Here is a 24,146-nt window from a genome sequence, read left to right as displayed (position 1 = left end):
CCGGCCGGGCGGAGCCACCGCCCGGCCAAGCTACTTTCAGGCGAGGCTGGCGAGCAGTCCGCTGTGTACGGCGTGGGCCTTGCGCAGGTCGGGGTAATCGTGGCCTTCCGCGAAGCCGGTCAGGTGCGTGCCGAGCAGTTGCGCGGCGGCCGCTGTTTTTCCCTGCTGCTGCCAGAGTCGGGCCAGGCTGGTCGCCAGGCGCAGGGCGAGCAGGTGGGCGCCCTGGCGCTCGGCGATCTGCAGGCCGGTGGTGAAGGCTTGTTCGGCATCCGACTCGGCTTTTCCAGCGGTCGACGCCGTGGCGAGCATGATTTCCCCCTTCAGGCGATGGAATTCGCCGAGGAAATAGGTGTCTTCGCGTAGCACCGCCTTGGCGATGCATTCGTCGAGGATTTCGTCTGCTTCGGCATGTTGACCGAGGCGGAACAGGCCGTCGGCAAGGAAGGAAAGGAAGGTCGTTTCGACGATCAGCATCGCCTGGCGGGCCCCGGCGATACCCATTCTGATGTATTCGAGCCCGGCCGGCTCGCCGCCGACGGCGGTCGCCCAGCCGAGTACGGTGGCGCCGACCGCCTGCCAGAGCAGCAAGCCGTTTTTCTCGGCCAGGGCTGCGAGTTCCCGGCCGTAGGCCAGTGCCTCGTCCGGCAGGTCGAAATGGCGGTGCAGCACGCCGGCGAAGGCGAGCGCGAAACCCAGCGAGTGGGCGTGACCGGTTTGCCGCGCGAGCGCGACCGAGGCTTCGCACATGCTGCGGGCCTTGACCGGTTCCCCTTCGATCCACAGGACCCAGGCCAGGAAAGCGCGCGAAGTGACGCCGCCGTCTTCGCCGTAGCGGGCGATCATTTCCCGGCTGTCGACTTGCGCCGCAGCGCTGATCGCCTGTTCCAGGTGCGTCCTGGCCAGAGCCGGTTGCCCCATCCAGAAATAATTGTTGCCGTAGGCGTAGTTGAGCATGACCGGCGTACAGGGATCGGTCGATTGGGCGGCAATGGCGCGCAGCTTTTCGGTCAGCGCCAGCGGCGGGGTTTCCCCGGTCGTCGAGCGCCCCCCCAGCCAGAGTCCCCACATCAACTGGAACAGTTCGCTGTCGTTGGAAATGTGGGCACTCAGTCCCTGGGCTTGCGCATAGGCTTGTTGCGCCCCGGCGCTGCCGTAGCCTTCGAGGGCGATCAGCGCATTGCCGAGATGGATGTTGAGGCGAAATTCCAGGTCGTGGCGCCGGGCGTCGTCGCCGACCGAGTGCAGTTTGGCCAGGCCACGCCGGAAATGCACCACCGCTTCCTGTTGTACCGAGCGGACCGCTGCATGCATGCCGGTGTTCAGCCACGCGGCGGCCGCGTCGGGATGTTCTGCCGCGTCGAGGTGATGGGCGAGCAGTTCGGGATGGTCGGCAATGCGTTTGGCGAAGTGCCGGCCGAGCGTCGCGGCCAGTTGCGCGTGGATGGCGCGGCGGGCCGGTGCCGGCAGCGAAACGTAGGCGGCATCCCGAATCAGCACGTGGCGGAAGGCGTAGTGCGCTTGCATTTCCTGTTGCAGGAGCTGGGCCGTTGCCATTTTTTCCAGGCCACGGGTCAGCGAGTCGTTTCCCTCGTCCCACAGATGCTCGAGTATTTCGCGATCGAATTCGCGCCCGATCACCGCCGCATACTGGGCCAGCCGCAGATGCGGGCCCAGGGTTTCGAGGCGCGAGGCGAGCAGGTCGGTCAGGTTGAGCGGGATGCCTGTACAGCCGTTGTCCAGCGTCGAGCGGACCATCTGTTCGATATAGAGCGGCATGCCGTCGGCTCGGGCGACAATGCCGGCAATCTGCTCCGGCGGCAGTTGCCCGGCCCCGATGACCCGGTTGGCCAGATCGCTGGCCAGGGAAGCGTTGAGATGGCCGAGGGTCAGTGTGGTTGCTCCGCTCGCGATGCTTGCATCACGCGAGGTCATCAGCCAGAGGCGGGGGCCGCCCGGTGCGGTGACCGCCCGCCTCAGGAAGTCGAGGGTCGAGGGGCCGGCCCAGTGGGCGTCCTCGAGGGTCATCAAGACCTGGTGCTGGCCGGTAAGTCCCTTGATGCATTCAAGCAGTCCGTGTTCGAGGGCGTTCCTTCTTTCGAACAAATCGTCGATGGCATCGAGTTCGGAGGGCAGATTGAGCAAGGCGCAGAGGGGCGGGATAAAACGGACGAGTTCCGGCCGGTCGCGGAAGATGCCGCGCTGCAGGGCGCTAATGCGGATTTCGTCGGGGGCGTCGGGCGGGACCAGGAAACGTCGCTGAACGAAGTCGCTGAGCGGAAAATAAGGCGTTTGCTGATAATCCGGCTGGCAACGCAGGTCGATATGCAAGGCGCCGGCTTTGACGATTTGTTCGACGGCGGCCCGCATCAGCCGGGATTTTCCGATCCCGGCTTCTCCCTGGATGATGACCGTACGGGCCTGTTCAGTCGAACCTTGCCAATAACCGAGTAGTTTTTTTAGTTCGCTCTGGCGGCCGACCAGGGGCGTCAGGCTGCGAGCCGCTTCCCGGGCCGCCTCGATGCGATCGAAAGCGTCAGTTTTCCCGGTCAGGCGGGAATACAGTTTGCCGTCGCCGGCTTGGTAATCCGCGAAGCAGAAGTATCCTTCGGTGGCGGCAACGATTTCCCGGCTTACCGTGATCTGTCCCGGCTTGCCTTCGCTCGCCAGGAGCGAGGCATGACGGGAAATCTGCCCTGCGACATCGGGCAGGGCGTAATTGCTGTCCGCCAGCATCCAGCCGCAGTGCAGTCCCAGCGAGAATTCGAGAGCGGGCCGGGCGGCTAATTCCCGGGCGATCGCAATGGCCGCCTTGAGGGCCCTGCGAGGGGCGCGTTCCTGCGGGCTCGGGTAGCCGAAATAAGCGCTTAGCGATCCGGCGTGCAACTCGACGCAATGTCCGCCTTGTTCGCTGATTGCCTGGCGGCAGTGGGTGCGCGGCGCGGCCAGCACTTCGTGAATATCGTCCGGATGGAGAAGTTGACGGGGATGCAGGTGGCAGACGAGGACGGTGACCGGCAGTCGTTGCTGAGTGGTTTTGCCTATAGGGTGGAGGCGGGTGGGCAGGGCATGGCCCTTTTCGCGGATGCGGGTCGCCAGCGTCTCGGTTGCCGGGTCGGGCCGGGTGCCGACTTCCTTCTCCAGATAGCTGCGGCAGGCTTCGTACTCAAGCAGGGCCTCGGCTGTTTTGCCGTTTTCGGCGAGATATTGCATGAGCTGCTGGCGAAATGCTTCCTGCCAGGGCGCCAGCGCCACTTGGCGCCGCATGTGGCGCAGGGCCGCTTCCGTCTGCGAGTCCTGCATGTAGTGATCGACGAGCTGCTGGTGTAATTGCAGGGCGCGGCGCAGGGCGGCTTCCTGTTGTTGACATAGCCATTGCTCGAATTCCGGTGCGTCGGGAAGGTGCAGGCGTTCGAGCAGCGGACCGCGAAAGAGGGCGACTTGTTCTTCCTGGCGCCGGCTGTCAAAGCCGTGTTCGTTGCTTTCCGCCGCACTGAAGCGGCGAAAATCCAGATTGAACGGATGTGTCGCAACGAAACGCAGAGCTTGTCGTCCTTCGTGCGCAATGATCGCACTGTCCTTGCCGAGCACCTTGCGCAAATTGAAGAGGGCGTGACGCAAATTGCTGCGTGCCGTCTCATGGTCAGCATCCGGCCAGAGCAGATCGGCCAGGTGGGCGCGGCTGTGGGTGCGGTCTGCTTCGATGGCGAGATAGGCGAGTAGTGCCCGTACCTTGTCGTAAGCAAAGTCGGGCAAGGGCTGGCGGGCGCGAGTTGCGGAGAAACCACCGAACAGGCGCAGCGTCAGTTTGTCTTCGTCATGCGCTGGCTCATTTGCCATGTCGGTTACTTGCAAGGTATTTCTTTCTCTTGTTGCATGGCGTTGTTGCTACCTGTTGCCTGGAGCAGCTCGGTCGATGATGTCGAAAGTCAGACCGGACAAGGCTCGCCGTCGGACGCAGTGGTGTAACACTAGCAAATCCCCGTGCTGCTGTTAAGTTGTCTTTGTTGGGCTTGCTGACATCAATTTTCAATCTTCGTTCGGGAAGCAAAAAATTCGCCAGGGCGCAATGGATTTCATGCCAGAATGGTTTCGGGTCCGGAAGTGAAAAAACAATGACATTCCTTGTGCGACGCGGCATCGCTTTCCGAAGTGCGCTGGCAGTGATCGGCTTTACGCTGCTGGCCGGAATCGCTTCGGTTGCCATCATCGGTGCGGTGGCTTTCGAGCGGACCAGTGAGGACGTTGCGCTGCGCCTGCAGGCCTTGCTCGATACGGTAGCCAGCACGGCCAGTGCAGCCTGTTTTGTCGAAGACAAGGTACTGTCCAGGGAGATCGCCGAGGGTTTGCTCAAGAACTCTGCCGTGCTTGGCGTCGTCATCCGCTCAAGTTCCGGCGAACTGGCCCGGGTCGCACGGACTCCTGCCCGTGCCGGGGCGCTGGCTTTTTCGCTTGGTGCGGTCAGTCGGAAAATCTATTCGCCGTTTGATGCCCGGGCCCAGGTTGGCGAGATCGTGATCGAACCCAACCAGGACGAGCTGGACCGCTTGAACCGCGAGGAACTGGTCTTCATCGGTTCGGCCCTGTTGCTGCAGTTGCTGGCCATCATCGTGGCGGCCATTTTTGCGGCCTTCCGCTGGATTGTCTGGCCGATGAAGAGCATGTCCGATCAGCTGCACCGGATGACCAACGATCAAAGCGGGAGCCTGCCCTTGCCGCGCGGACATGAAACCACCGAGATCGGTCGTCTGGCGATGGATATCAACGCCTTGAACAGCCATCTTGCCCAGGCGCGCGAGCAGGCCGAGAGTGCCAGCCGGGCCAAGGGCGATTTCCTTGCCCACATGAGCCACGAGATTCGTACTCCGATCAATGCGGTCGTCGGCATGGCGCATCTGGCTTTGAAGACGACGCTGACACCCAAACAGCGCGATTATCTGGAGAAAATCCGGGGGGCGGGGCGGCACCTGCAGGATCTGGTCAACGACATCCTCGATTTTGCCAAGATCGAAGCCGGCAAGCTGAAGCTGGAGTCCGCGGTCTTCAGTCTGAATGATCTGGTGCGGCGGATTACGGCAATTGCCGAGTTGAAGGCGCAGGAAAAAGGCCTGTCGCTGCAAATCGACATTGATCCGCTGATTCCGGGCGAGCTTTGCGGCGACGGCGTGCGGCTGGGCCAGGTGCTGCTCAATTATCTGAATAACGCGATCAAATTCACCGAGAAGGGCTCGGTCTGCCTGCAGGCGCGGCTGCTTGCCAATGCCGATGGGCAGTGTCGTATCCGCTTTGCCGTGCAGGATACCGGGATTGGTCTGAGCGCCGAACAGATGGCGCGGCTTTTCAACTCCTTCGAGCAGGCTGATCTGTCGACGACCCGCAAATTCGGCGGGAGCGGGCTGGGCCTGGCGATCAACAAGCAACTGGTCGAACTGATGGCCGGCGAGGTTGGTGTTGATAGCATCCCCGGTCAGGGGAGTACTTTCTGGGCAACGGTCAATCTGGCTGTTGCCGCCTCCGGTTCGGCCGCGGTGGTCGACGAGCATGCGCTGGCCCGGTTGCCCGAGAGTATGCAGGGACTGCGGATTCTGCTGGCTGAAGACAATTTGCTCAACCAGCAGATTGCCCGGGAGTTGCTCGAGGAATTCGGGGTCCTCGTCGAGGTGGCAAACAATGGCCACGAAGCCATTGAATTGCTGCAGAAAACCACTTTTGACTGTGTATTGATGGATGTCCGGATGCCGGAAATGGATGGTATCGAGGCAACGCAGCGTATCCGTAGCGATCCCCGGTTTCGCGATCTGCCGATAGTCGCGATGACGGCCAATGCGCGGACCGAAGACCGGGAAGAGTGCCTGGCGGCCGGGATGACCGATTTCATTTCCAAGCCGGTGGAGCCGGCCCAGTTCTTCCGGATCTTGCTCAAATCATTGCAGTTACCCCAACTCCCCTCCGTCACGGTCGACCCGCCGAAAATGCCGAAAATGCCGGAAAAGGTCGCCTCGGCACAAGAGAGTACCGTGCTGTCGGGCGAAATTGATATGCAGGTTGTTGCAGCACTCGGGCGCCACAATCCGGAAAAAATCCGCCGCTTTCTTGACCTCTTCCTCAAGTCGACCGCAAGCGGCGTGCAGCAAATACTTGCGGCCGAGGCCGCTGGCGATGTGGTTTCGCTGGCTCAGGTCAGCCACCGTCTCAAGGCTTCCGCCGCCAGCATGGGGGCGGTGCGTCTGGCTGCGCTGATGCAGCAACTGGAGTTCGCCGCAAAGCGGGATGATCATGGCGAGAGCAGCCGGCTTGCGCACGAAATTGCCGGCGTCTGGCAGTTGATTGAAACTGAACTGTCCACTTGCCTGGGCGAGGATTCTGCGTCTTAGGGCGAGCCGGAAAGTTCGAAAACGATGCGCAGGCGGCTGTCTACCTGGCTGCGCTCGATGTAGCCGATGGCGCCGGGCATGCTGCTGATCAGGCGGATCAGTTCTTCGCGGCTTTCCGCGGTGTAGGGTGGGCGCGATCCCCCCGAAAATACCAGGCGTGACCAGTAAGCCTTGATCTCCGAGGGTTCCTTGTTGACCAGCTGGCGGTAAAACTCGGCCCGTTCCGTACTGTCGTTGCCGAGGTCGACAGGGTGTGCTTCGGTGCCGGAAGGCAACTGCCGCCAACGTCCCATGAACAGGTAAATCACTTCCTGGCGTTTGAGGCGTTCAATACCGCTTTTCGGGTTGGCCACGACAACCAGATCGGCACAGGCATCACGCCCCGTGAGCAGAAACAGGGCGGCATGCAGGAGGAGGGGGGCGCGCTTCAGCATGATCAGAAGACGAAATCGAGCGCCAGACTGAAGACATTCAGTTTGCCATCGAACTTGGGTGTGCTGGTCGGGTAGAGAAAGATGGATTCCGGTTTGCCGCGGATCATGTCGACCTGCGCCTTGAGCGCCATGTTGCGGCGAAAGTCCCAGCGTGTGCCCAGTGACCAGGTGTGCTGGTCGGTATGGACCCGGGCCAGGGCGCCGGCCAGGGCGACATTCAGGTCATGGAACGGAATGTCGGGCAGGCCGCTCGACAGTTCCTTGCTTTTCGACTTGCTCCACGAGTAGCCGAGAAAGGGCGTGAACTCGCCGAGGCGATAGCCGCCGATCAGGTAGCCGGCCTTGGTGTTCTGGTAAATATGGCTCTCATGCGCGGTGTAGCTCAGCATGGCCTGCACCTGCAGCGGGCCGCGATCATAGACGCCACCTGCCGAGTAGAAGCGCGAGGTGGTGTTGGTCAGTGCGATGGCCCGGGCAGCCGTGCTCGCACCGACGGCGGCGAGTTGCTCCTGCAGGCTTGATACGGGCGCCGGCAAATCATGCTTGAAGGTCATCTGGGCGTAGGTTGCCCGCCATTGCCAGTTGCCTTGCTGGTAATCCAGATAAGCCCCATACATCGGATTGCGGCGCAGACTGAATATCTCTTTGCCGATGGGGGCGACTTCGTTTGACTGGCCGGCAAAGGTCTTCAGCTTGAGGACACCGTCGCCAACCGGCAAGGTGCCGACCAGATCAAAGCCGTCGACATAATGGAAAGCGAGCTCACCGAAGAAGTCCACCGGTGGCCGTACCGTCAGGTAAGAGTAGCCAACGTGCCGCGAGTCGGCGAGCATGTAGAACTCGGTACCCATGCGGCCAACGCGTAGCGTCAGGTTGTTGGGGATCAGTGCATATTTGGCGAAGGCCCAGGAAATATCTGGCTGGAAATTGCCTTGCGGACCGTAGCGGGTGATGGCTTGTGTGACCAGTTCGAGCGAATCGGTGGCGCGAAAATAGACTTGCAGGCCGAGCAGGGAGTCGAGCTTGGCGCTCGGGGTCTTGCCGATGCCCTTGGCCTGGCTCTGGTCGCGGATGAACTGCGCATCGTTGCTGTCGGTCTGGGCGACGCCCAGTGTGCCAAAGCCGCCAAATTCGAAACGTTTGTCGGCGATTTCGCTTTCGCCTTCGGCCTGCGCTGGCCCGCTCAGGGAGAACAGCACGGCAAGCAGCGCCAAGAAGGTGCCCGATTGTTCCCGCTTGCGGTCCTGCTTTCTGAACCGGTCGATTAGTGATGGCACGCGATCATTCCGCAGCTGATGGAGACAGGCCGGATCTTAGCAGGATGGCAGGCGAAGATCGCAGCCTCGGCTGGAAAATGATGCCCAAGGGATATGTTGAATGAAAAAAGGCCGCGCTTTGGCGCGGCCTTGTGGTGATGCCTTACTTCTGCCAGGCGTCGGCCTGGACCAGGGAGTCCTCTCGCCATGCCTCGCGGGCGGCCTTGTTGGCCATCCAGTTGGGCAGGAAGTTGTAGGCTTCGTCGAGCAGATGCGGCGTGTGACGACCCGGTGAATAACGCTGGGCCCGGTCGTAATACTCGCGCAAGGCCGGCTTGAAGTTGGGGTGGGCGCAATTTTCGATGACCACCTTGGCGCGCTGCTTCGGCGACAGGCCGCGCAGGTCGGCCAGGCCCTGCTCGGTAACGATGACCTGGACGTCGTGTTCGGTGTGATCAACGTGCGAGACCATAGGCACGATGCAGGAAATGCTGCCAGCCTTGGCGCTCGACGGGGTCATGAAAATCGACAGGAAGGCGTTGCGTGCGAAGTCGCCGGAACCGCCGATGCCGTTCATGATCGCCGTGCCCATGATGTGGGTCGAATTGACGTTGCCGTAGATGTCGGCTTCGATCAGGCCGTTCATGGCGATGACGCCGAGACGGCGGATGACTTCCGGATGGTTCGAGATTTCCTGCGGGCGCAGGATGATGCTGTCCTTGAAACGGGGCAGGTCGGCATTCAGCTCGACCAGCGCATTCGGGCTGAGTGAGAAGGAGGTGGCCGAGGCGCAGGTCAGCTTGCCGCTCTTGATCAGCTCGAGCATGCCGTCCTGCAGCACTTCGGTGTAGGCGGTCAGGTTTTCGAACGGACCATCCTGCAGGCCGGCCATCACCGCATTGGCGACATTGCCGACACCCGATTGCAGGGGCAGCAGGTTGGCGGGCAGACGGCCTTTCTTCACTTCATGTTGCAGGAAGTCGAGGATGTGGTTGGCAATCTTCTGCGAATTTTCGTCGGGGGCGGAGAAGGCTGAATTGCGGTCGGCCTTGTTGGTCTCGATGACGGCGATGACCTTGTTCGGGTCAATCTTGTAATACGGCTCGCCGATCCTGTCGTCCGGCTTGCAGATCGGGATCGGCTTGCGGTTCGGGGGCAGGGCTGTGCCGTAATAGATGTCGTGCATGCCCTCGAGATGCGGGTTCTGCCAGGAGTTGACCTCGAGGATGACCTTCTCGGCCTGATCAAGCCAGGTCTTGTTGTTGCCAACCGAGGAGGACGGAATCAGGCGGCCGTCTTCGAGGATGCCGGCAACTTCAACCACTGCCACGTCGAGCTTGCCGAGGAAACCGCCCCAGACGAATTGCGCGACATGCGAAAGGTGGATGTCGATGTATTCCATCTCGCCGGCGTTGATGCGTTTGCGACAGGTCGGATCGGACTGGTAGGGCAGGCGCATTTCAATGCCGTCCACCATGGCCAGTGCGCCATCGAGTTCAGGGGCGGTCGAGGCGCCGGTCCATACGCCGATCTTGAATTTTTGCCCGTGCAGGTTTGCATCCATGATGCGCTTGGCCAGTGCGGTCGGGACTTCTTTCGGGTAGCCGGCGCCAGTAAAGCCGCTCATGCCGACATTGACGCCGGAAGGAATGAGATTGGCAGCCTCGATGGCCGACATGATCTTGCCGCGCAAGGCGGCATTATGGACGCGGGATGCTCCACCCATGGTTTATTGCTCCTGAAAGATGGGGTCTATTTGCCTCCGCATGACCCGGTCAAAAAAAAGCCCGCACAAGGCGGGCTCAAATCCAGATCCAAAGCGCATTAAGGTCTGGAGGAGACGGTGCGCAAATTTACCAAAGGGCAGCAAAAGCCAACGAACGAGATTTTTTTATTCGATGGAATAGAAAAACTTACTCATCAGCCTTTTTTGCCCTTGGTCATCAGTTGACCGGCTTGCCTTCAACCGGCTTTTGTTCCGGCATGGCGTTCAGGCTGGCGCCTTCGGCGGGTTTGGCTTGTTCACCCGGCGCGCTTTCAGCAGCAGTCGGGAGGCTGGGGGCGACGGCAGGCGCGGGCAGGGTCGTTGCCGGTTCTTCCTTCTTGCCACAGGCAGAGAGGGCGACGGCGAGCAGGGCGGCAACGAGCAGGGACTTCTTCATTCTGGTGTTTCCTTTCACTGGCGGAGGTATGGGCCGCAGCAGCGGCTTGCCGGCAAAGATAGTGAGTTGCTTGCGGTGCGGCAAACGACAATTTATGATCCTACGCTTTAGAAAAACTTAATCGTCAATGACCTATCGTCTGCCTCCGCTTTCCGCCATGCGTGCCTTTGAGGCGGCCAGTCGCCATCTCAGTTTCAAGAAGGCAGCCGAGGAGTTGCACGTGACGCCGGCGGCGATCAGCCAGCAGATCAAGTCGCTGGAGGATTATCTCGGCCTCAGCCTGTTTCACCGGCTGACCCGGGCGCTCGAGATCACGCCGCAGGGTGAGGCCATGTTGCCCAAGATCCGCGAAGGTTTCGAATGTTTTGCCGCCGCCGTCGATAGTACCCGCCAGCCCTGTGCTGGTGTGCTGACGGTCACGGCGCCGCCGTCGTTTGCGGCGCGCTGGCTGGTACCCCGTCTGCCGCGTTTCGCCGCGCTGCATCCGGACGTCAAGCTGCGTCTTTCGAGCAGTGGTGATGCGGTCGACCGGCGGGGTGGCATCCGTCTCGTTGAAGAGGCGGCCGCCGATCTGCGTGAAGCCGGCAGTACGCTGGCCATTCGCTACGGTACGGGTAACTACCCCGGCTTCCTGGTCGAACAGATCTTTGCTACCGATTGTGTGCCGGTCTGCAGCCCGCGCCTGGCAACTGCCGAGCGGCCGCTCGACACGCCGCAGGATCTGGCCCGGCATGTGCTGATACACGATGAAACGATAGACGACGGCGAATACCAGCCAAGCTGGCGCGAGTGGCTGAGCCACGCCGGTGCGACTGGCGTTGATGCCGAGCGCGGTCCACGTTTTTCCAATGCCGTTTTGGCGGTCGAGGCCGCGCTCGATGGCCAGGGCGTGGCGCTTGCATTGAAGCCCCTGGTCGCTGCCGATGTTGCCGCCGGTCGTTTGTGCGTGCCTTTTGATATTTCAGTGCCATCGCCGTATTCGTATTTTCTGGTGATGCGCAGGGTGTTGGCCGACCGCGATTCGGCGGTGGCTTTTCGTGCCTGGTTGCTTTCCGAAGCCCAAATGCACGGGCAGGAAAATGGCGAACGTGCCCTCCCGCCCGACGGCGTATAATCCGCGCCTTTCCCTCAATTTCAGGGTCTCGTGAGTACTTTTTCCTGGATTATTGCCGTCTCGCTGGCTGGTGGCCTGTTGAGTGTCCTGGCCGCTGCCGCGCTGAGTGTTGCGGTTGGTACGCAGCGCATCAGCATGCTGATTTCCTATGCCATTGGTGCCCTGCTTGGGGCGGCCTTCCTGGAAATCCTGCCTGAAGCCCTGGAGAAAGGCGAGCCGCATCGGATGGCGGGAACCGTGTTGTTCGGCATCATGGTTTTCTTTGTTCTTGAAAAACTGGTTCTCTGGCGGCATTGCCATCACGATCACTGCGAGGCGCACGAGGCACACGCCCCTGCCCACGATCACGGGCGCTCGGGTCTGCTCATCCTGGTCGGCGATACCTTCCACAACTTCGTGGGCGGCATCCTGATTGCGGCGGCCTTTCTTGATAGCACCCAGCTTGGCATTGTTACGGCGCTCGCCATCATCGCCCATGAAATCCCGCAGGAAGTTGGCGACTACATGATCCTGCTGCACTCCGGCTACAGCAAAATGCGGGCGCTGGCCTTCAACCTGCTCTCCAGTCTGGCGACACTGGTCGGTGCCACGCTGGCCTATTTTGCGCTATCCGATCTCCAGGAGTGGATTCCGACCCTGCTCGGGCTGGCTGCGGCCAGCATGATTTATGTTGCGGTCGCCGACCTGATTCCCGGTCTGCACAAGCGGACCGAACTCAAGGCAACCCTGCAGCAGGTGCTCCTGATCGGGCTGGGTATCGCTTCGATCGCTATCGTTCAGTTCCTGGTCGGCGAATAGCCGGCCGCTGCGGGCAGAATCAATCGCCTGCCGGCGCATCTTCCCGGGCAGGGTCCCGGGCCTGGCGTGCGGCCATCTGTTCCCGGTACTTGCGGCGTTCACGGCGTACCCTTGCGCCGGCGAAGTACAGGACCAGGCTGCATGGCAGGGCACCATAAAACAGGAAGGAAACGATGCCGGCAACGACCGAAGGTTCATTGGCGGCAACCAGCAGGGTGACGTAAATCCACCCGATGACGATGATCATGGCTAGAGGCATGGCGTCATTGTAAAAGCAATGTCGGGCAGCCGGTGCGGCCCGGTTCCTGAACTTTTCGCCAGACTCGCTCCGTGCCTCCGGTGTATGCATTTTTGCTACGCCACAAATGTATGAAGGCAGTCATATTGTTACCGCTTGCAACAATATGGGCTTGGTGGGCGTTGGATGCCAGGCGGGACTCTCGCCTGTCCTGTAAGGAGGGCTTGAAAGCCTTGCCAGATGGTCGTTTCCGCCGGTCGACAATTTTCATTGACAGGATTCGGGGGCGTATGGAGAATCGATAAGCTCAAGTCCACGATAAAACAAAGAGACATCCATGGCGCATCAGGGATCGAACAACAACGACGCATTTCTTGGCTCGGCGATGCAGTTCATGCAAGCCGGCCAGAACATGGCGCAGCAGTTCATGGAGTTCATCGGTAAAGCCGGGAATCCCAATGTCACGCCACCGCCGGCGATTGATCCGCAGCAACTGACGGCGCTGCAAAAACAGTTTACCGATCAGCAGATGTCCTTGTGGCAGTCCGTCCTGTCCAAGCAGCAGGGGCAGCAGGAGTCCTTCAAGGTCGCACCGGAACCGGGCGATCGCCGTTTCTCGGCTCCCGAATGGCGCGACAGCCCGATTTACGATTACACGCATCAGGCTTATCTGCTCAACAGCAAGTTTGTAAACCAGATGGTCGAGTTGATTCCTGCTGGCGACGAAAAATCGAAAAACCGCATGCGTTTCCTGGCGCGTCAGATGATCGATGCGATGGCGCCGTCCAATTTTGCCGCGACCAATCCCGAGTTCATTCAGCGTGCCCTGGAAACCAAGGGGCAGAGCATTACCGACGGTATCAACAATCTGATTCAGGATTTTGAGAAGGGCCGTATTTCGATGACCGATGAAACGGTCTTCGACGTGGGGCGCAATATTGCGACCACCGAAGGTGCTGTCGTTTTCGAAAATGAATTGATGCAGCTGATCCAGTATGCGCCGCTGACGCCGAAGGTCGGCACGCGCCCATTGCTGGTGGTGCCGCCTTGCATCAACAAGTTCTACATCATGGATCTGCAGCCGGATAACTCGCTGATCCGCTTCATGGTTGAGCAGGGCAACACGGTTTTCCTGGTTTCCTGGCGCAATCCCAAGGAGGAGCAGGGGCATCTGACCTGGGACGACTACCTTGAGCATGGTCCGATTGCCGCGCTGCATGTCGTGCGCGAAATCACCAGGGTCAAGCAGGTCAATGCGCTTGGCTTCTGTGTCGGCGGCACCATCCTGACTTCTGCGCTGGCTGTGCTCAAGGCGCGCGGCGAGGACATCGTTGCTTCGCTGACCCTGCTGACCACGCTGCTCGACTTTTCCGACACCGGTGAAATTGGTCTGTTCATTGATGAAAACGGCCTGCTGGCGCGTGAGTCGACGATAGGCAAGGGCGGGCTGCTGCCGGCTCGCGACCTGCAAAGCACCTTTTCCTTCCTGCGTGCCAATGATCTGGTCTGGAATTACGTAACCAGCAACTATCTGAAGGGCCAGAAGCCACCGGCTTTCGACCTTCTCTACTGGAACTCGGATTCGACCAGCCTGCCCGGGCCATTTGCCTGCTGGTACATGCGCAACCTCTATCACGACAACAATCTGCGTGTGCCGGGCAAGCTTGAAATGTGCGGCACCAAGGTCGATCTCGGCAGTCTGGAAATGCCGGTCTATCTGCTGGCGACGCGTGAAGATCACATTGTGCCTTGGCAATCTGCCTTCCAGAGCACGCGCATTCTTGGCGGACCGGTGCGCTTCGTGCTCGGTGCCTCCGGTCATATTGCCGGCGTGATCAATCCGGTGAGCAAGAACAAGCGCAGCTACTGGGTCAATAACGATGTGAAAATGGATGCTGAAAGCTGGTTGACCGCTGCCGAAGAAAAGAAGGGCAGCTGGTGGGCTGACTGGGCCGAATGGCTGAAACCGTTGTCAGGAGAACAGCGGGCACCGCGCAAACCGGGAAATGCAAAATACAAGCCGATCGAACCGGCACCTGGTCGCTACGTCAAGGAGCGCGCGGTTTAAAAAAGGCTGGAGGAGAGGGATCATAATATGTCGCGTGTTGCACTGGTTACTGGCGGTATGGGCGGTCTTGGCGAAGCGGTGTGCATCAAGCTGGCAGCGCTGGGCTTCAAGGTTGTCACGACGTATTCGCCGGGGAATCCCAAGGTTCAGGAGTGGCTCAATTCGATGCACAACATGGGCTATGGTTTCAAGGCCTATCCTTGTGATGTAACCGACTTCGATTCGGCGCGCGCCTGTGTCGAGGCGGTAGCTGCCGATGTCGGGCCGGTCGATGTTCTGGTCAATAACGCAGGTATCACGCGTGACATGACCTTCAAGAAAATGACCAAGGGTGACTGGGATGCCGTCATGCATACCAATCTCGATTCTGTTTTCAACATGACCAAGCAGGTCATGGATGGCATGATCGAGCGCCGCTGGGGTCGTGTCATCAACGTTTCGTCGGTCAATGGACAGAAAGGCGCTTTCGGGCAGACCAACTATTCTGCTGCCAAGGCCGGCATGCATGGCTTCACCAAGGCGCTGGCCCTGGAGGTCGCGAAGCAGGGTGTCACAGTAAATACAATATCGCCGGGGTATATTGGCACCAAGATGGTGACAGCGATCCCGCAAGAGATTCTCGACTCAAAGATTCTGCCGCAAATCCCGGTCAACCGACTGGGCAAGCCAGAGGAAATTGCCGGACTGGTGGCTTACCTTGCTTCCGATGAAGCAGCGTTTGTCACTGGTGCCAATATTTCCATAAACGGCGGTCAGCACATGTACTGATCGACTTTTTTTACCCCGCTTTATATCAACAATGAAGGAAAAATTATGACGCAACGTGTTGCTCTCGTTACCGGCGCTATGGGTGGTCTTGGAACCGCAATCTGTCAGGAACTGGCCAAGGCTGGCCATAAGGTGGTTGCTTCTTACCATCCGCAATTCGACAACAAGGATGAGTGGCTGAAGGAAATGGCTGCCGCCGGTTTCAATGATTTCGTCTGTGTTGCTGGCGACGTTTCCGATATCGCTTCCTGCCAGGCCATGGTTGCCGAAGCTGAAGCTGCTTGCGGCCAGGTCGATATCCTCGTGAACAATGCCGGTATTACCCGTGACCGCATGTTCGCCAAGATGGAAAAGGACGGTTGGGATGCTGTTATCGCCACCAACCTGACCTCGCTGTTCAACATGACCAAGCAAGTCTCCGCCAAGATGGCCGAGCGCGGCTGGGGTCGCATCATCAACATCTCGTCTGTCAACGGCGTCAAGGGTCAGGCTGGCCAGACCAACTACTCTGCTGCCAAGGCTGGTGTGATCGGCTTCACCAAGGCACTGGCTGCCGAACTGGCCGCCAAGGGCGTGACGGTTAACGCCATCGCCCCGGGCTATGTCGCAACCAAGATGGTCATGGCGATCAAGCCGGAAGTGCTGGAAACCATCGTCGGTTCCGTGCCGATGAAGCGCCTGGCCAAGCCGGAAGAAATCGGCTTCGCCTGTGCCTACCTGTCGTCCGAACTGGCTGGTTTCATGACCGGCGCGACGATGAACATCAATGGCGGTCTGTACTACCAGTAATCGCAATGTTGCGGAATTCGGTATGAAACATTGCTGAATTTTTGCATCGCAACAAGAATGGGCGCCTCCGGGCGCCTGTTTTTTTAGCTATAATGTTGCACTGCACACAAAATCGTTCAAGGATCGCAGCATGTCGGAACTGGTACGCCTGATCAAGAAATACCCTAACCGTCGTCTTTACGATACCAAGACGAGCGCTTACATCACACTGGGTGATGTCAAGGAACTGGTTCTCAAGTTCGAAGTATTCAAGGTTGTTGATGCCAAGACGGCAGAGGATCTGACCCGCAGCATCCTGCTCCAGATCATTCTTGAAGAAGAAACCGGTGGCATGCCGCTGTTCTCGAGCGATCTGCTTTCTGGCTTCATCCGTTTCTACGGTAGCGCCATGCAGGGCATGCTCGGCAAGTATCTGGAAAACAACATGAAGACCTTCGTTGATTTCCAGGGCAAGCTGCAGGAGCAGTCGCGCACGGTTTACGGTCCGGGCGACAACAGCCACATGCAGGCCGATTTCTGGGCGCAGTTTCTCAATTTCCAGCAACCGGCCATGCAGAACATGATGACTGCCTATATGGAACAGTCGAAGAAAATGTTCCAGTCGATGCAGGATCAGCTGCAAACCCAGACTCGCACGATGTTCACCGGCTTCCAGTTCAATCCGGAAGAGCCGGAGCAGAAGTAAGGCTGCCTGGCCTGGCGGAAATTGCATCTGTTTTGGATGTCGACCGCTAAGCCATGTCTGGCGGGAGTTCCTCGCCTGATCTTCATGGCCGGTTCCCGGTATTTCGCTGGTTTAGTTGGTTCCCCATGGTTTGCCTGCGCTTGCCATGGGAAAATGCAGGCTGATTTTTCTGCTTGAAAGCATCATGAGAGAGCGTCGTCGATCCCAGCGCATTTTCCTGCAAGGTCAGGTTCATCTGAGTCTTGGCGGCCAGCGCTTCGAGTTTCCGCTGGCCGATGTTTCGGTCACCGGAGTTGGTGTCATGCTTGATGTTGCGGTACTCGGTGCGCGACCGAGTGGCGAGGTCGGTATCTGTCGTATCGAGTCGCCGCAGCTCGCGTCGTCGGTCGAGGCATTTGTCAGCGTCATGCGCATCCGGCGGGTTGGCCATCAGCGTCTGGTCGGCTTGCGCTTCGAGTCGATCAGTGACGAGCAGCTGGCTGTTCTGCAGGCGCACGCTTCCGCCTGAGGCCAATTTTCCCGCTTCCGGGAATAAAAAACGCCAGCTGCGAGCTGGCGTTTTTCATGTCTGGGCCTCTGTGCCCACGAGCTGTTTAGCCGCGAATGGTTTCTGGCAGCTTGCTCTCGATCATCTTGAGAAGCGGTGCAAAGACCTTCGGCGTGCCGGCGACCAGATTGCCGGTTTCGAGATAGTTGGTGTTGCCGCGCAGGTCGCTGACCAGGCCGCCGGCTTCCGAAATGAGCAGGGCGCCGGCCGCCATGTCCCAGGGGGCCAGGCCGAACTCCCAGAAGCCGTCGTAGCGGCCGCAGGCGACATTGGCCAGGTCAAGCGAGGCAGCACCCGGGCGGCGCATGCCGGCGGTTCTCTGTGCGAGTTCCTTGAAGATGGCGAGGTAGGTGTCTAGCTTGTCGAACTCGCGGTACGGAAAGCCGGTACCGAGCAAAGAGCCTTCCAGGCGGAGGCGCTTCGAGACACGAATGCGGCGTTCATTGAGGAAGGCGCCGGCACCCTTGCTGGCGGTAAACAGTTCGTTGCGGTTCGGGTCGAAAACCACCGCCTGCTCGACCACGCCGGCCTTGGCCAGGGCGATCGACACGGCGTATTGCGGCAGGCCGTGAATGAAGTTGGTGGTGCCGTCGAGCGGGTCGATGATCCACTGGTACTCAGCGTCTGTCGCGCCCTTGCCGGCGGACTCGCCGGACTCCTCTGCTAGAATGCCGTACCCGGGGTAGGCTTCCTGCAGGGTTTCGATAATCGCGGCTTCGGCAAACTTGTCGACTTCGGTAACGAAATCGTTCTGTTGCTTGGCCGTGACCTTGAGCAGGTCGACGTCGTTCGAGGCGCGATTGATGATCTGGCCGGCGCGACGCGCCGCCTTGATGGCGATATTCAGAGCTGGATGCATGGGCTTAAAGAGCTAACGGGCGGCCAGAGCCACCCGATATATATTTGAAAGAACGAATTTTACACCATGAACCCCGAAGTCCTGCTTTCCCGTATCAGAGTTGTCCTTTGCCGCCCCAGTCACCCGGGCAATATCGGCGCCGCGGCCCGCGCCATGAAGACCATGGGTCTGTCCCGGCTATATCTGGTGGCACCCAAGCAGTTTCCGGATCCCGAGGCGGATACCCGGGCCACCGGAGCGGTCGACCTGCTGCAGGAGGCAAAAATCACCACGAGCCTGAACGAGGCACTGGCCGGGACCGTGTTTGTCGTCGCGCTGTCGGCACGGCAACGCGATCTGGGGCCGGCGCTGGGGGCGCCCCGCGAAACGGTTGCCAGGCTGCTTGCCGAGGCGGCCCAGGGTGAGGTGGCGCTGGTTTTCGGCAACGAAACCATGGGCTTGAGCAATGAGGAGATCCAGCATTGCCATGCCGCCGTGACGATCCCGACCAATCCCGATTTCAGTTCGCTGAATCTTGGTTCGGCCGTGCAGGTGTTGTGCTACGAGTGTCGGATGGCAGCCTTTGCAGAAAAGCCGCCGGTGCTTGTGGCCGGCGTCACCCCGTTTGTCTCGCCGCCCGCCAGTCACGACGAGGTCGAAGGCTTGTACGGTCACCTTGAGTCGGTGATGACCGCGACCGGCTTTTACAATCCGGAACAGCCGGGGCGGCTGATGCCGAAATTGCGTCGCCTGTTTGGCCGGATTCGCCTTGAAAAGGATGAAATCAATATCCTGCGCGGGGTGTTGGCTTCTACCCAGGTAAAAACCGGATTCGGCCGCAAGGACTAGCCCGCAGCGGCTTCAGGCGAAACTCTCGCGCATTTCGGCGAGCTGCGTGTCAATTTCCGGCTGGAGCTCGGCGTAGGTGGCTTCCAGGGCCTCACGGTCCGGCGCACTCATCGGATGGCCCTGCATGGTCCATTCGAAGTGGCCGCCGGCCAGCATGTTGGCAATATAGACCACATCGGCCAGGGTTCGCGGCGGATAGGGATTGGCGCGCAGGCGGTCATGTTCTTCGGTGGCCCTGACAATTTCCTCGGGCAAGCCGAGTGCGTTGAGCAGTGATACGCCAATGCTTTCATGCCATTCAATGATCAGATGCTTGACGCTGTCCGGTCGCTCGCGCAGCCCATCGTATTGCGTGGCGCGGTACAGCATGTAGAACGCGCCTAGGTCGTGGATCAGGCCGGCCAGCATGGCCTCTTCCGGATTGATCCGGGTCAGGCGACGGGCAATGACGCGGGCGCCCGCGGCGGTGCGTATGGAGTGATCCCAGAGCGTTTGAGTCAGGCCGGCGAAAGCGGCCATGCCCTTGGCGCGCAGCAACTGGGTCATAACGATGGAGAGCGCGGAGCTGCGGACGACATTCATCCCCAGGCGGGTAACAGCGGCCTGCAGGTCGACCACCTCAACGCCGCCCGGATTGAACGCGACCGAGTTGGCCAGATGCAGCAGTTTTGCGCTGATCAGAGGTTCGCCCGCGATTGCGGCAGTAATGCTGCGCAAAGATACCTCTGGATCATGCAAGACCTTGCGCAGGCGCATGACGGCATCAAAGTGGGTGGGGAAGACAACTTCACCGGCCAGTTCCTTGGCGATGTCGGCCAGCATCTGAAAGCGCTGGGCCTTGAGCGCATCGCCGGTCTTGTCGTCTTCGTGCGATATCTGTTGCGCGGTCATTTTCTTGCTCTTCCAGCAAAAACCCCGCTACAGGAGCGGGGTTCGTGGTTTCCTGCAGAGGAATCCTGGTGGGTGCTGACGGGGTCGAACCGCCGACATTCGCCTTGTAAGGGCGACGCTCTACCAACTGAGCTAAGCACCCGTAATGCGATTAGTTGATGGCGTCTTTCAGGCCCTTGCCGGCGCGGAACTTCGGCGACTTGGCGGCCTTGATTTCGAGGGTCTTGCCGGTGCGCGGGTTGCGGCCGGTGCGGGCAGCGCGTTCACCAACGTAGAAAGTGCCGAAGCCGATCAGGCTGACGGTGTCGCCGGCTTTCAGGGCAGCCTTGACGGCTTCGACGGTAGCGTCGAGGGCGCGGCCAGCGGCAGCCTTGGAAATATCAGCAGAAGCGGCGATTTGGTCAATCAGTTCGGTTTTGTTCATCTTGAGTCCCCTAGGTGGATGGATTTGAGAAGCGAAATTTTTGTGAGGACGGATTTATATATCTGGCGAAATCCTTGTGTCAAGCGGATTCTCGCGGGTTTTCCGTGGCTGGTTAACGGCCAAGGCCTGCCGGTGCGAATGCGCCGGCAGGCCTTTCCTTACAAATCAATGAGTAAGCACGGTTTGTGCGGCGGGGTTTTCAGCCGTCGCTGCAACCTCGGATTTTTGCTCGGCCAGCTCGGGCAGTGCTTCGGGCAGGCGTTCCAGCGCGCGTTCGAGTACCTGGTCAATCCACTTGACCGGGACGATCTCGATCTTGTTTTTGATGTTGTCAGGGATCTCGGTGAGGTCCTTGACGTTCTCGGACGGGATCAGTGCGGTCTTGATGCCGCCACGCACGGCGGCCAGCAGCTTTTCCTTGAGGCCGCCGATCGGCAGGACTTCACCACGCAGGGTGATCTCGCCGGTCATGCACACGTCGCAACGTACCGGAATGCCGGTATAGGCCGAGACCAGTGCCGTAGCCATGGCGATGCCTGCCGATGGGCCATCCTTGGGTGTGGCGCCTTCCGGAACGTGGATGTGGATATCGGTCTTCTCGAAGGCCTCATCCTTGATGCCGAGGCGACGCGAACGGGCGCGCACGACGGAGCGGGCAGCTTCGACCGATTCCTTCATGACATCGCCGAGCGAGCCGGTGCGCAGGATGTTGCCCTTGCCCGGCATGTTGGCGCACTCGATGGTCAGCAATTCACCACCGACTTCCGTCCAGGCCAGGCCGGTGACCTGGCCAACCTGGTTTTCCTTTTCGGCCATGCCGTAGCTGTAACGCTGGACGCCGAGGAACTTGTCGAGATTCTTGGCGTTGACCAGGATCTTGGTGTCGCGCTTTTTCAGCACCAGGGTCTTGACGACCTTGCGGCAGATTTTCGAGATTTCGCGTTCGAGCGCCCGTACGCCGGCTTCCCGGGTGTAGTAGCGGACGATGTCGCGCACGGCGCTGTCGGCGACCGAAATCTCGGTTTTCTTCAGGCCGTTGTTCTTGATCTGCTTGGGCAGCAGATAGCGCATCGCGATATTGACCTTTTCATCTTCCGTGTAGCCGGACAGGCGGATGACTTCCATGCGGTCGAGCAAGGGCGCAGGGATGTTCAGCGTGTTGGCGGTGGCCACGAACATGACGTCGGAGAGGTCAAAGTCGACCTCGACGTAGTGATCCTGGAAGGTGTGGTTCTGTTCCGGGTCGAGCACTTCGAGCAGGGCTGACGACGGATCGCCGCGGAAATCCTGGCCAAGCTTGTCCACTTCATCAAGCAGGAAGAGCGGATTGCGTACGCCGACCTTGGTCAGGCTGCTGAGAATCTTGCCCGGCATCGAGCCGATGTAGGTGCGGCGGTGGCCGCGGATTTCGGCTTCGTCACGTACGCCGCCCAGGGCCATGCGCACGAACTTGCGGTTGGTCGCCTTGGCGATCGACTGGCCGAGCGAGGTCTTGCCGACACCGGGAGGGCCGACCAGGCACAGGATCGGTGCCTTGACCTTGTCGACGCGCTGTTGCACGGCAAGATATTCGACGATGCGTTCCTTGACCTTGTCGAGGCCGTAGTGATCCTGATCCAGCACCTTCTCGGCTTCGCGCAGATCCTTGCTGATGCGCGTTTTCTTGCGCCAGGGCAGGCCAATCAGGGTTTCGATGAAGTTGCGCACGACGGTGGCTTCGGCTGACATCGGCGACATCAGCTTGAGCTTCTTGAGCTCGCTTTGTGCCTTGGCCAGGCCTTCCTTGCTCATGCCGGCGGCCTTGATCTTCTTGTCCAGTTCCTCGAGGTCGGCACCTTCTTCGCCTTCGCCGAGTTCCTTCTGGATGGCCTTGACCTGTTCGTTGAGGTAGTACTCGCGCTGGCTCTTTTCCATCTGGCGCTTGACGCGGCCACGGATGCGCTTTTCGACCTGGAGGATGTCGATTTCGGATTCGAGCTGCGAAAGCAGGCGATCGATACGGTCGCGGATGCTGTCCATTTCCAGCACTTCCTGCTTTTGCTCAAGCTTGAGCGGCAGGTGGGCGGCGATGGTGTCGGCCAGGCGGCCGGCGTCTTCGATACCGGCGATGGAGGAGAGTACTTCCGGCGGAATCTTCTTGTTCAGTTTGACGAACTGGTCGAACTGGGCAACCACGGCACGGCGCATCGCCTCGATCTCGTGATCTTCCACTGCAGCCTGCGGCAGCGGCACGGCAGTTGCCATGAAAACCGAGGACTGGGTTTCGATTGCTTCGACGCGGGCGCGCTGGGTGCCTTCAACCAGCACCTTGACGGTGCCATCCGGCAACTTGAGCATTTGCAAGATGTTGGCCAGACAGCCAATGCGATAGAGATCTTCCGGCTCCGGTTCATCCTTGGCCGCCGATTTCTGCGCGACGAGCAGGATGTTCTTGTTGCCCTCCATGGCCATTTCGAGGGCCTTGATCGATTTCGGGCGGCCGACGAAGAGCGGGATGACCATGTGCGGGAAAACGACGACGTCGCGCAGCGGCAGCAGCGGCAGTTCGACGGTTTCCGGGAGCGTGTTGGGGTTCGACATTACGATGCCTTTGAAATAGGTATGTGCCCCCTAGGTGGGGGCGGGGAACCGCAATTCAAGTACCGGCTCAGTTGGAGCCGGAAACCTTTGGCTGATCGGCGTAAATGAGCAGCGGCGGGGTGTCGCCGGTGATCATGTTTTCATCGATGACGACCTTTTCGACATTCTCCATGCCCGGAAGTTCGTACATGATGTCGAGCAGGGCATGTTCCATGATCGAGCGCAGGCCGCGTGCACCGGTCTTGCGATCGAGTGCTTTCTTGGCGATGGCCGACAGGGCGCCGGGGCGAATTTCCAGTTCGACCTCTTCCATGTTGAACAGCTTCTGGTATTGCTTGACCAGGGCGTTCTTGGGTTCGGTCAGGATCTGGACCAGAGCGTCTTCTTCCAGCTCCTGCAGCGTCGCGACGACCGGCAGGCGGCCGATCAGCTCGGGGATGAGGCCGAACTTGATCAGATCCTCGGGTTCGGTTTCGAGCAGGATCTTGCCGACGGCCTTGCCGTCATCCTTGCTCTTAACCTCGGCGCCGAAGCCGATGCCGCCCTTTTCGGAGCGCTTCTGGATGACCTTTTCCAGGCCGGCGAAGGCGCCGCCACAAATAAAGAGAATGTTCGTGGTGTCGACCTGGACGAAGTCTTGGTTCGGGTGCTTGCGGCCACCCTGCGGCGGAATCGAGGCCACCGTGCCTTCGATCAGCTTCAACAGGGCTTGCTGCACGCCTTCACCGGAGACGTCGCGGGTGATCGACGGGTTGTCGGACTTGCGCGAAATCTTGTCGATTTCGTCGATGTAAACAATACCCTGCTGTGCTTTCTCGATGTCGTAATCGCACTTCTGCAGCAGCTTCTGGATGATGTTCTCGACGTCCTCGCCGACATAGCCGGCTTCGGTCAGCGTGGTGGCATCGGCCATCACGAAGGGGACGTTGAGCATGCGGGCCAGTGTCTGGGCGAGTAGGGTCTTGCCGGAACCGGTCGGGCCGATCAGCAGGATGTTGCTCTTCGCCAGTTCCACTTCGCCGGTATTCTTGGCGGTGTGGCGCAGGCGCTTGTAGTGGTTGTACACGGCAACCGAGAGGATGCGCTTGGCAACTTCCTGGCCGATCACGTACTGGTCGAGAATGGAGCTGATCTCGCGCGGCGTCGGCAGGTCGGAACGACCCGCCTTGGCGGCTTCCTCGGGCAACTCGTCACGAATGATGTCGTTGCACAGGGCAATGCACTCGTCACAGATGAACACCGACGGGCCGGCGATAAGCTTTTTGACTTCGTGCTGGCTCTTGCCGCAGAAGGAGCAGTACAGCAGTTTTTCCTGGCCGCCTTTAGACATCTGA

General features: G+C 60.0%; 20 protein-coding genes and 1 tRNA gene. 9 read left to right on the top strand and 12 right to left on the bottom strand.

The annotated features are described in order from the left end of the window. Positions 1-36: 36 nt before the first annotated feature. On the bottom strand, positions 37-3,837 hold the full coding sequence (locus tag KI612_RS12910) for a BTAD domain-containing putative transcriptional regulator (RefSeq protein WP_226440483.1): 3,801 nt from the start codon (positions 3,835-3,837) through the stop codon (positions 37-39). A gap of 275 nt (positions 3,838-4,112) precedes the next feature. Between KI612_RS12910 and KI612_RS12905 the strand changes: the two genes are divergently transcribed. Beyond that, on the top strand, positions 4,113-6,371 hold the full coding sequence (locus KI612_RS12905; RefSeq protein WP_226440482.1) for a response regulator: 2,259 nt from the start codon (positions 4,113-4,115) through the stop codon (positions 6,369-6,371). Here KI612_RS12905 and KI612_RS12900 read toward each other — a convergent pair. From KI612_RS12900 to KI612_RS12885, 4 genes are all read right to left on the bottom strand, one after another. Continuing rightward, positions 6,368-6,805 carry a type 2 periplasmic-binding domain-containing protein gene (locus KI612_RS12900; RefSeq protein WP_226440481.1) on the bottom strand — a complete coding sequence of 146 codons (438 nt, stop codon included), beginning with the start codon at positions 6,803-6,805 and terminating at the stop codon, positions 6,368-6,370. The genes KI612_RS12905 and KI612_RS12900 overlap by 4 nt on opposite strands. Positions 6,806-6,807: 2 nt before the next feature. Beyond that, positions 6,808-8,082: a porin gene (locus tag KI612_RS12895; RefSeq protein WP_226440480.1), complete on the bottom strand. Its 1,275-nt coding sequence runs from the start codon at positions 8,080-8,082 to the stop codon at positions 6,808-6,810. A 142-nt stretch (positions 8,083-8,224) separates the two neighbouring features. Further along, the gene (locus tag KI612_RS12890) at positions 8,225-9,787 is read right to left on the bottom strand and encodes an acetyl-CoA hydrolase/transferase family protein (protein ID WP_226440479.1); all 1,563 of its coding nucleotides are present in this window, start codon (positions 9,785-9,787) and stop codon (positions 8,225-8,227) included. Between the two features lie 217 nt (positions 9,788-10,004). Beyond that, positions 10,005-10,223 carry a hypothetical protein gene (locus tag KI612_RS12885; protein WP_226440478.1) on the bottom strand — a complete coding sequence of 73 codons (219 nt, stop codon included), beginning with the start codon at positions 10,221-10,223 and terminating at the stop codon, positions 10,005-10,007. A gap of 127 nt (positions 10,224-10,350) precedes the next feature. Here KI612_RS12885 and gcvA point away from each other — a divergent pair, with 127 nt between their 5' ends. Next, a complete protein-coding gene (gene gcvA, locus KI612_RS12880) occupies positions 10,351-11,337 on the top strand; it encodes a transcriptional regulator GcvA (protein ID WP_226440477.1) in 987 nt (328 codons plus the stop codon). Positions 11,338-11,367: 30 nt separating this feature from the next. Further along, complete coding sequence (locus tag KI612_RS12875; protein WP_226440476.1) at positions 11,368-12,135, top strand: ZIP family metal transporter; 768 nt, start codon at positions 11,368-11,370, stop codon at positions 12,133-12,135. Positions 12,136-12,154: 19 nt separating this feature from the next. On the opposite strand, the gene KI612_RS12870 is transcribed toward KI612_RS12875, so the two are convergent. Then, a complete protein-coding gene (locus KI612_RS12870) occupies positions 12,155-12,382 on the bottom strand; it encodes a hypothetical protein (protein WP_226440475.1) in 228 nt (75 codons plus the stop codon). 328 nt (positions 12,383-12,710) lie between these two features. Here KI612_RS12870 and phaC point away from each other — a divergent pair, with 328 nt between their 5' ends. The 5 genes from phaC (at position 12,711) to KI612_RS12845 (ending at position 17,191) form a co-directional block, all read left to right on the top strand. Continuing rightward, positions 12,711-14,441 carry a class I poly(R)-hydroxyalkanoic acid synthase gene (gene phaC / locus KI612_RS12865; protein ID WP_226440474.1) on the top strand — a complete coding sequence of 577 codons (1,731 nt, stop codon included), beginning with the start codon at positions 12,711-12,713 and terminating at the stop codon, positions 14,439-14,441. A 27-nt stretch (positions 14,442-14,468) separates the two neighbouring features. Then, positions 14,469-15,209, top strand: coding sequence for an acetoacetyl-CoA reductase (gene phbB / locus KI612_RS12860; RefSeq protein WP_226440473.1), 741 nt, complete (start codon positions 14,469-14,471; stop codon positions 15,207-15,209). 45 nt (positions 15,210-15,254) lie between these two features. Further along, positions 15,255-15,998 carry an acetoacetyl-CoA reductase gene (gene phbB / locus KI612_RS12855; RefSeq protein WP_226440472.1) on the top strand — a complete coding sequence of 248 codons (744 nt, stop codon included), beginning with the start codon at positions 15,255-15,257 and terminating at the stop codon, positions 15,996-15,998. Positions 15,999-16,128: 130 nt separating this feature from the next. Beyond that, positions 16,129-16,683, top strand: coding sequence for a polyhydroxyalkanoate synthesis repressor PhaR (phaR, locus tag KI612_RS12850; protein ID WP_226440471.1), 555 nt, complete (start codon positions 16,129-16,131; stop codon positions 16,681-16,683). Positions 16,684-16,867: 184 nt separating this feature from the next. Next, on the top strand, positions 16,868-17,191 hold the full coding sequence (locus KI612_RS12845) for a PilZ domain-containing protein (RefSeq protein ID WP_226440470.1): 324 nt from the start codon (positions 16,868-16,870) through the stop codon (positions 17,189-17,191). Between the two features lie 85 nt (positions 17,192-17,276). Here the strand turns inward: KI612_RS12845 and KI612_RS12840 are convergent, their stop codons facing one another. Further along, positions 17,277-18,089, bottom strand: coding sequence for an inositol monophosphatase family protein (locus KI612_RS12840; RefSeq protein ID WP_226440469.1), 813 nt, complete (start codon positions 18,087-18,089; stop codon positions 17,277-17,279). Positions 18,090-18,155: 66 nt separating this feature from the next. On the opposite strand from KI612_RS12840, the gene KI612_RS12835 reads away from it, so the two are divergent. After that, positions 18,156-18,917 (top strand): RNA methyltransferase, encoded by a 762-nt coding sequence (locus KI612_RS12835; RefSeq protein WP_226440468.1) that lies wholly within the window; start codon positions 18,156-18,158, stop codon positions 18,915-18,917. Between the two features lie 12 nt (positions 18,918-18,929). On the opposite strand, the gene KI612_RS12830 is transcribed toward KI612_RS12835, so the two are convergent. The 5 genes from KI612_RS12830 to clpX form a co-directional block, all read right to left on the bottom strand. Further along, positions 18,930-19,808 carry an HDOD domain-containing protein gene (locus tag KI612_RS12830; RefSeq protein ID WP_226440467.1) on the bottom strand — a complete coding sequence of 293 codons (879 nt, stop codon included), beginning with the start codon at positions 19,806-19,808 and terminating at the stop codon, positions 18,930-18,932. Positions 19,809-19,874: 66 nt separating this feature from the next. Continuing rightward, positions 19,875-19,950 (bottom strand) — tRNA-Val (locus KI612_RS12825). A 9-nt stretch (positions 19,951-19,959) separates the two neighbouring features. Continuing rightward, positions 19,960-20,232: an HU family DNA-binding protein gene (locus KI612_RS12820; RefSeq protein WP_203466293.1), complete on the bottom strand. Its 273-nt coding sequence runs from the start codon at positions 20,230-20,232 to the stop codon at positions 19,960-19,962. Positions 20,233-20,397: 165 nt separating this feature from the next. Continuing rightward, positions 20,398-22,812 (bottom strand): endopeptidase La, encoded by a 2,415-nt coding sequence (gene lon / locus KI612_RS12815; RefSeq protein ID WP_226440466.1) that lies wholly within the window; start codon positions 22,810-22,812, stop codon positions 20,398-20,400. 67 nt (positions 22,813-22,879) lie between these two features. Then, positions 22,880-24,142, bottom strand: coding sequence for an ATP-dependent Clp protease ATP-binding subunit ClpX (gene clpX, locus KI612_RS12810; protein WP_264180387.1), 1,263 nt, complete (start codon positions 24,140-24,142; stop codon positions 22,880-22,882). Positions 24,143-24,146: the final 4 nt, after the last annotated feature.

The organism is Quatrionicoccus australiensis (assembly GCF_020510525.1).
GTDB lineage: Bacteria > Pseudomonadota > Gammaproteobacteria > Burkholderiales > Rhodocyclaceae > Azonexus > Azonexus australiensis_B.
This window is presented reverse-complemented; position numbering and strand designations above follow the sequence as displayed.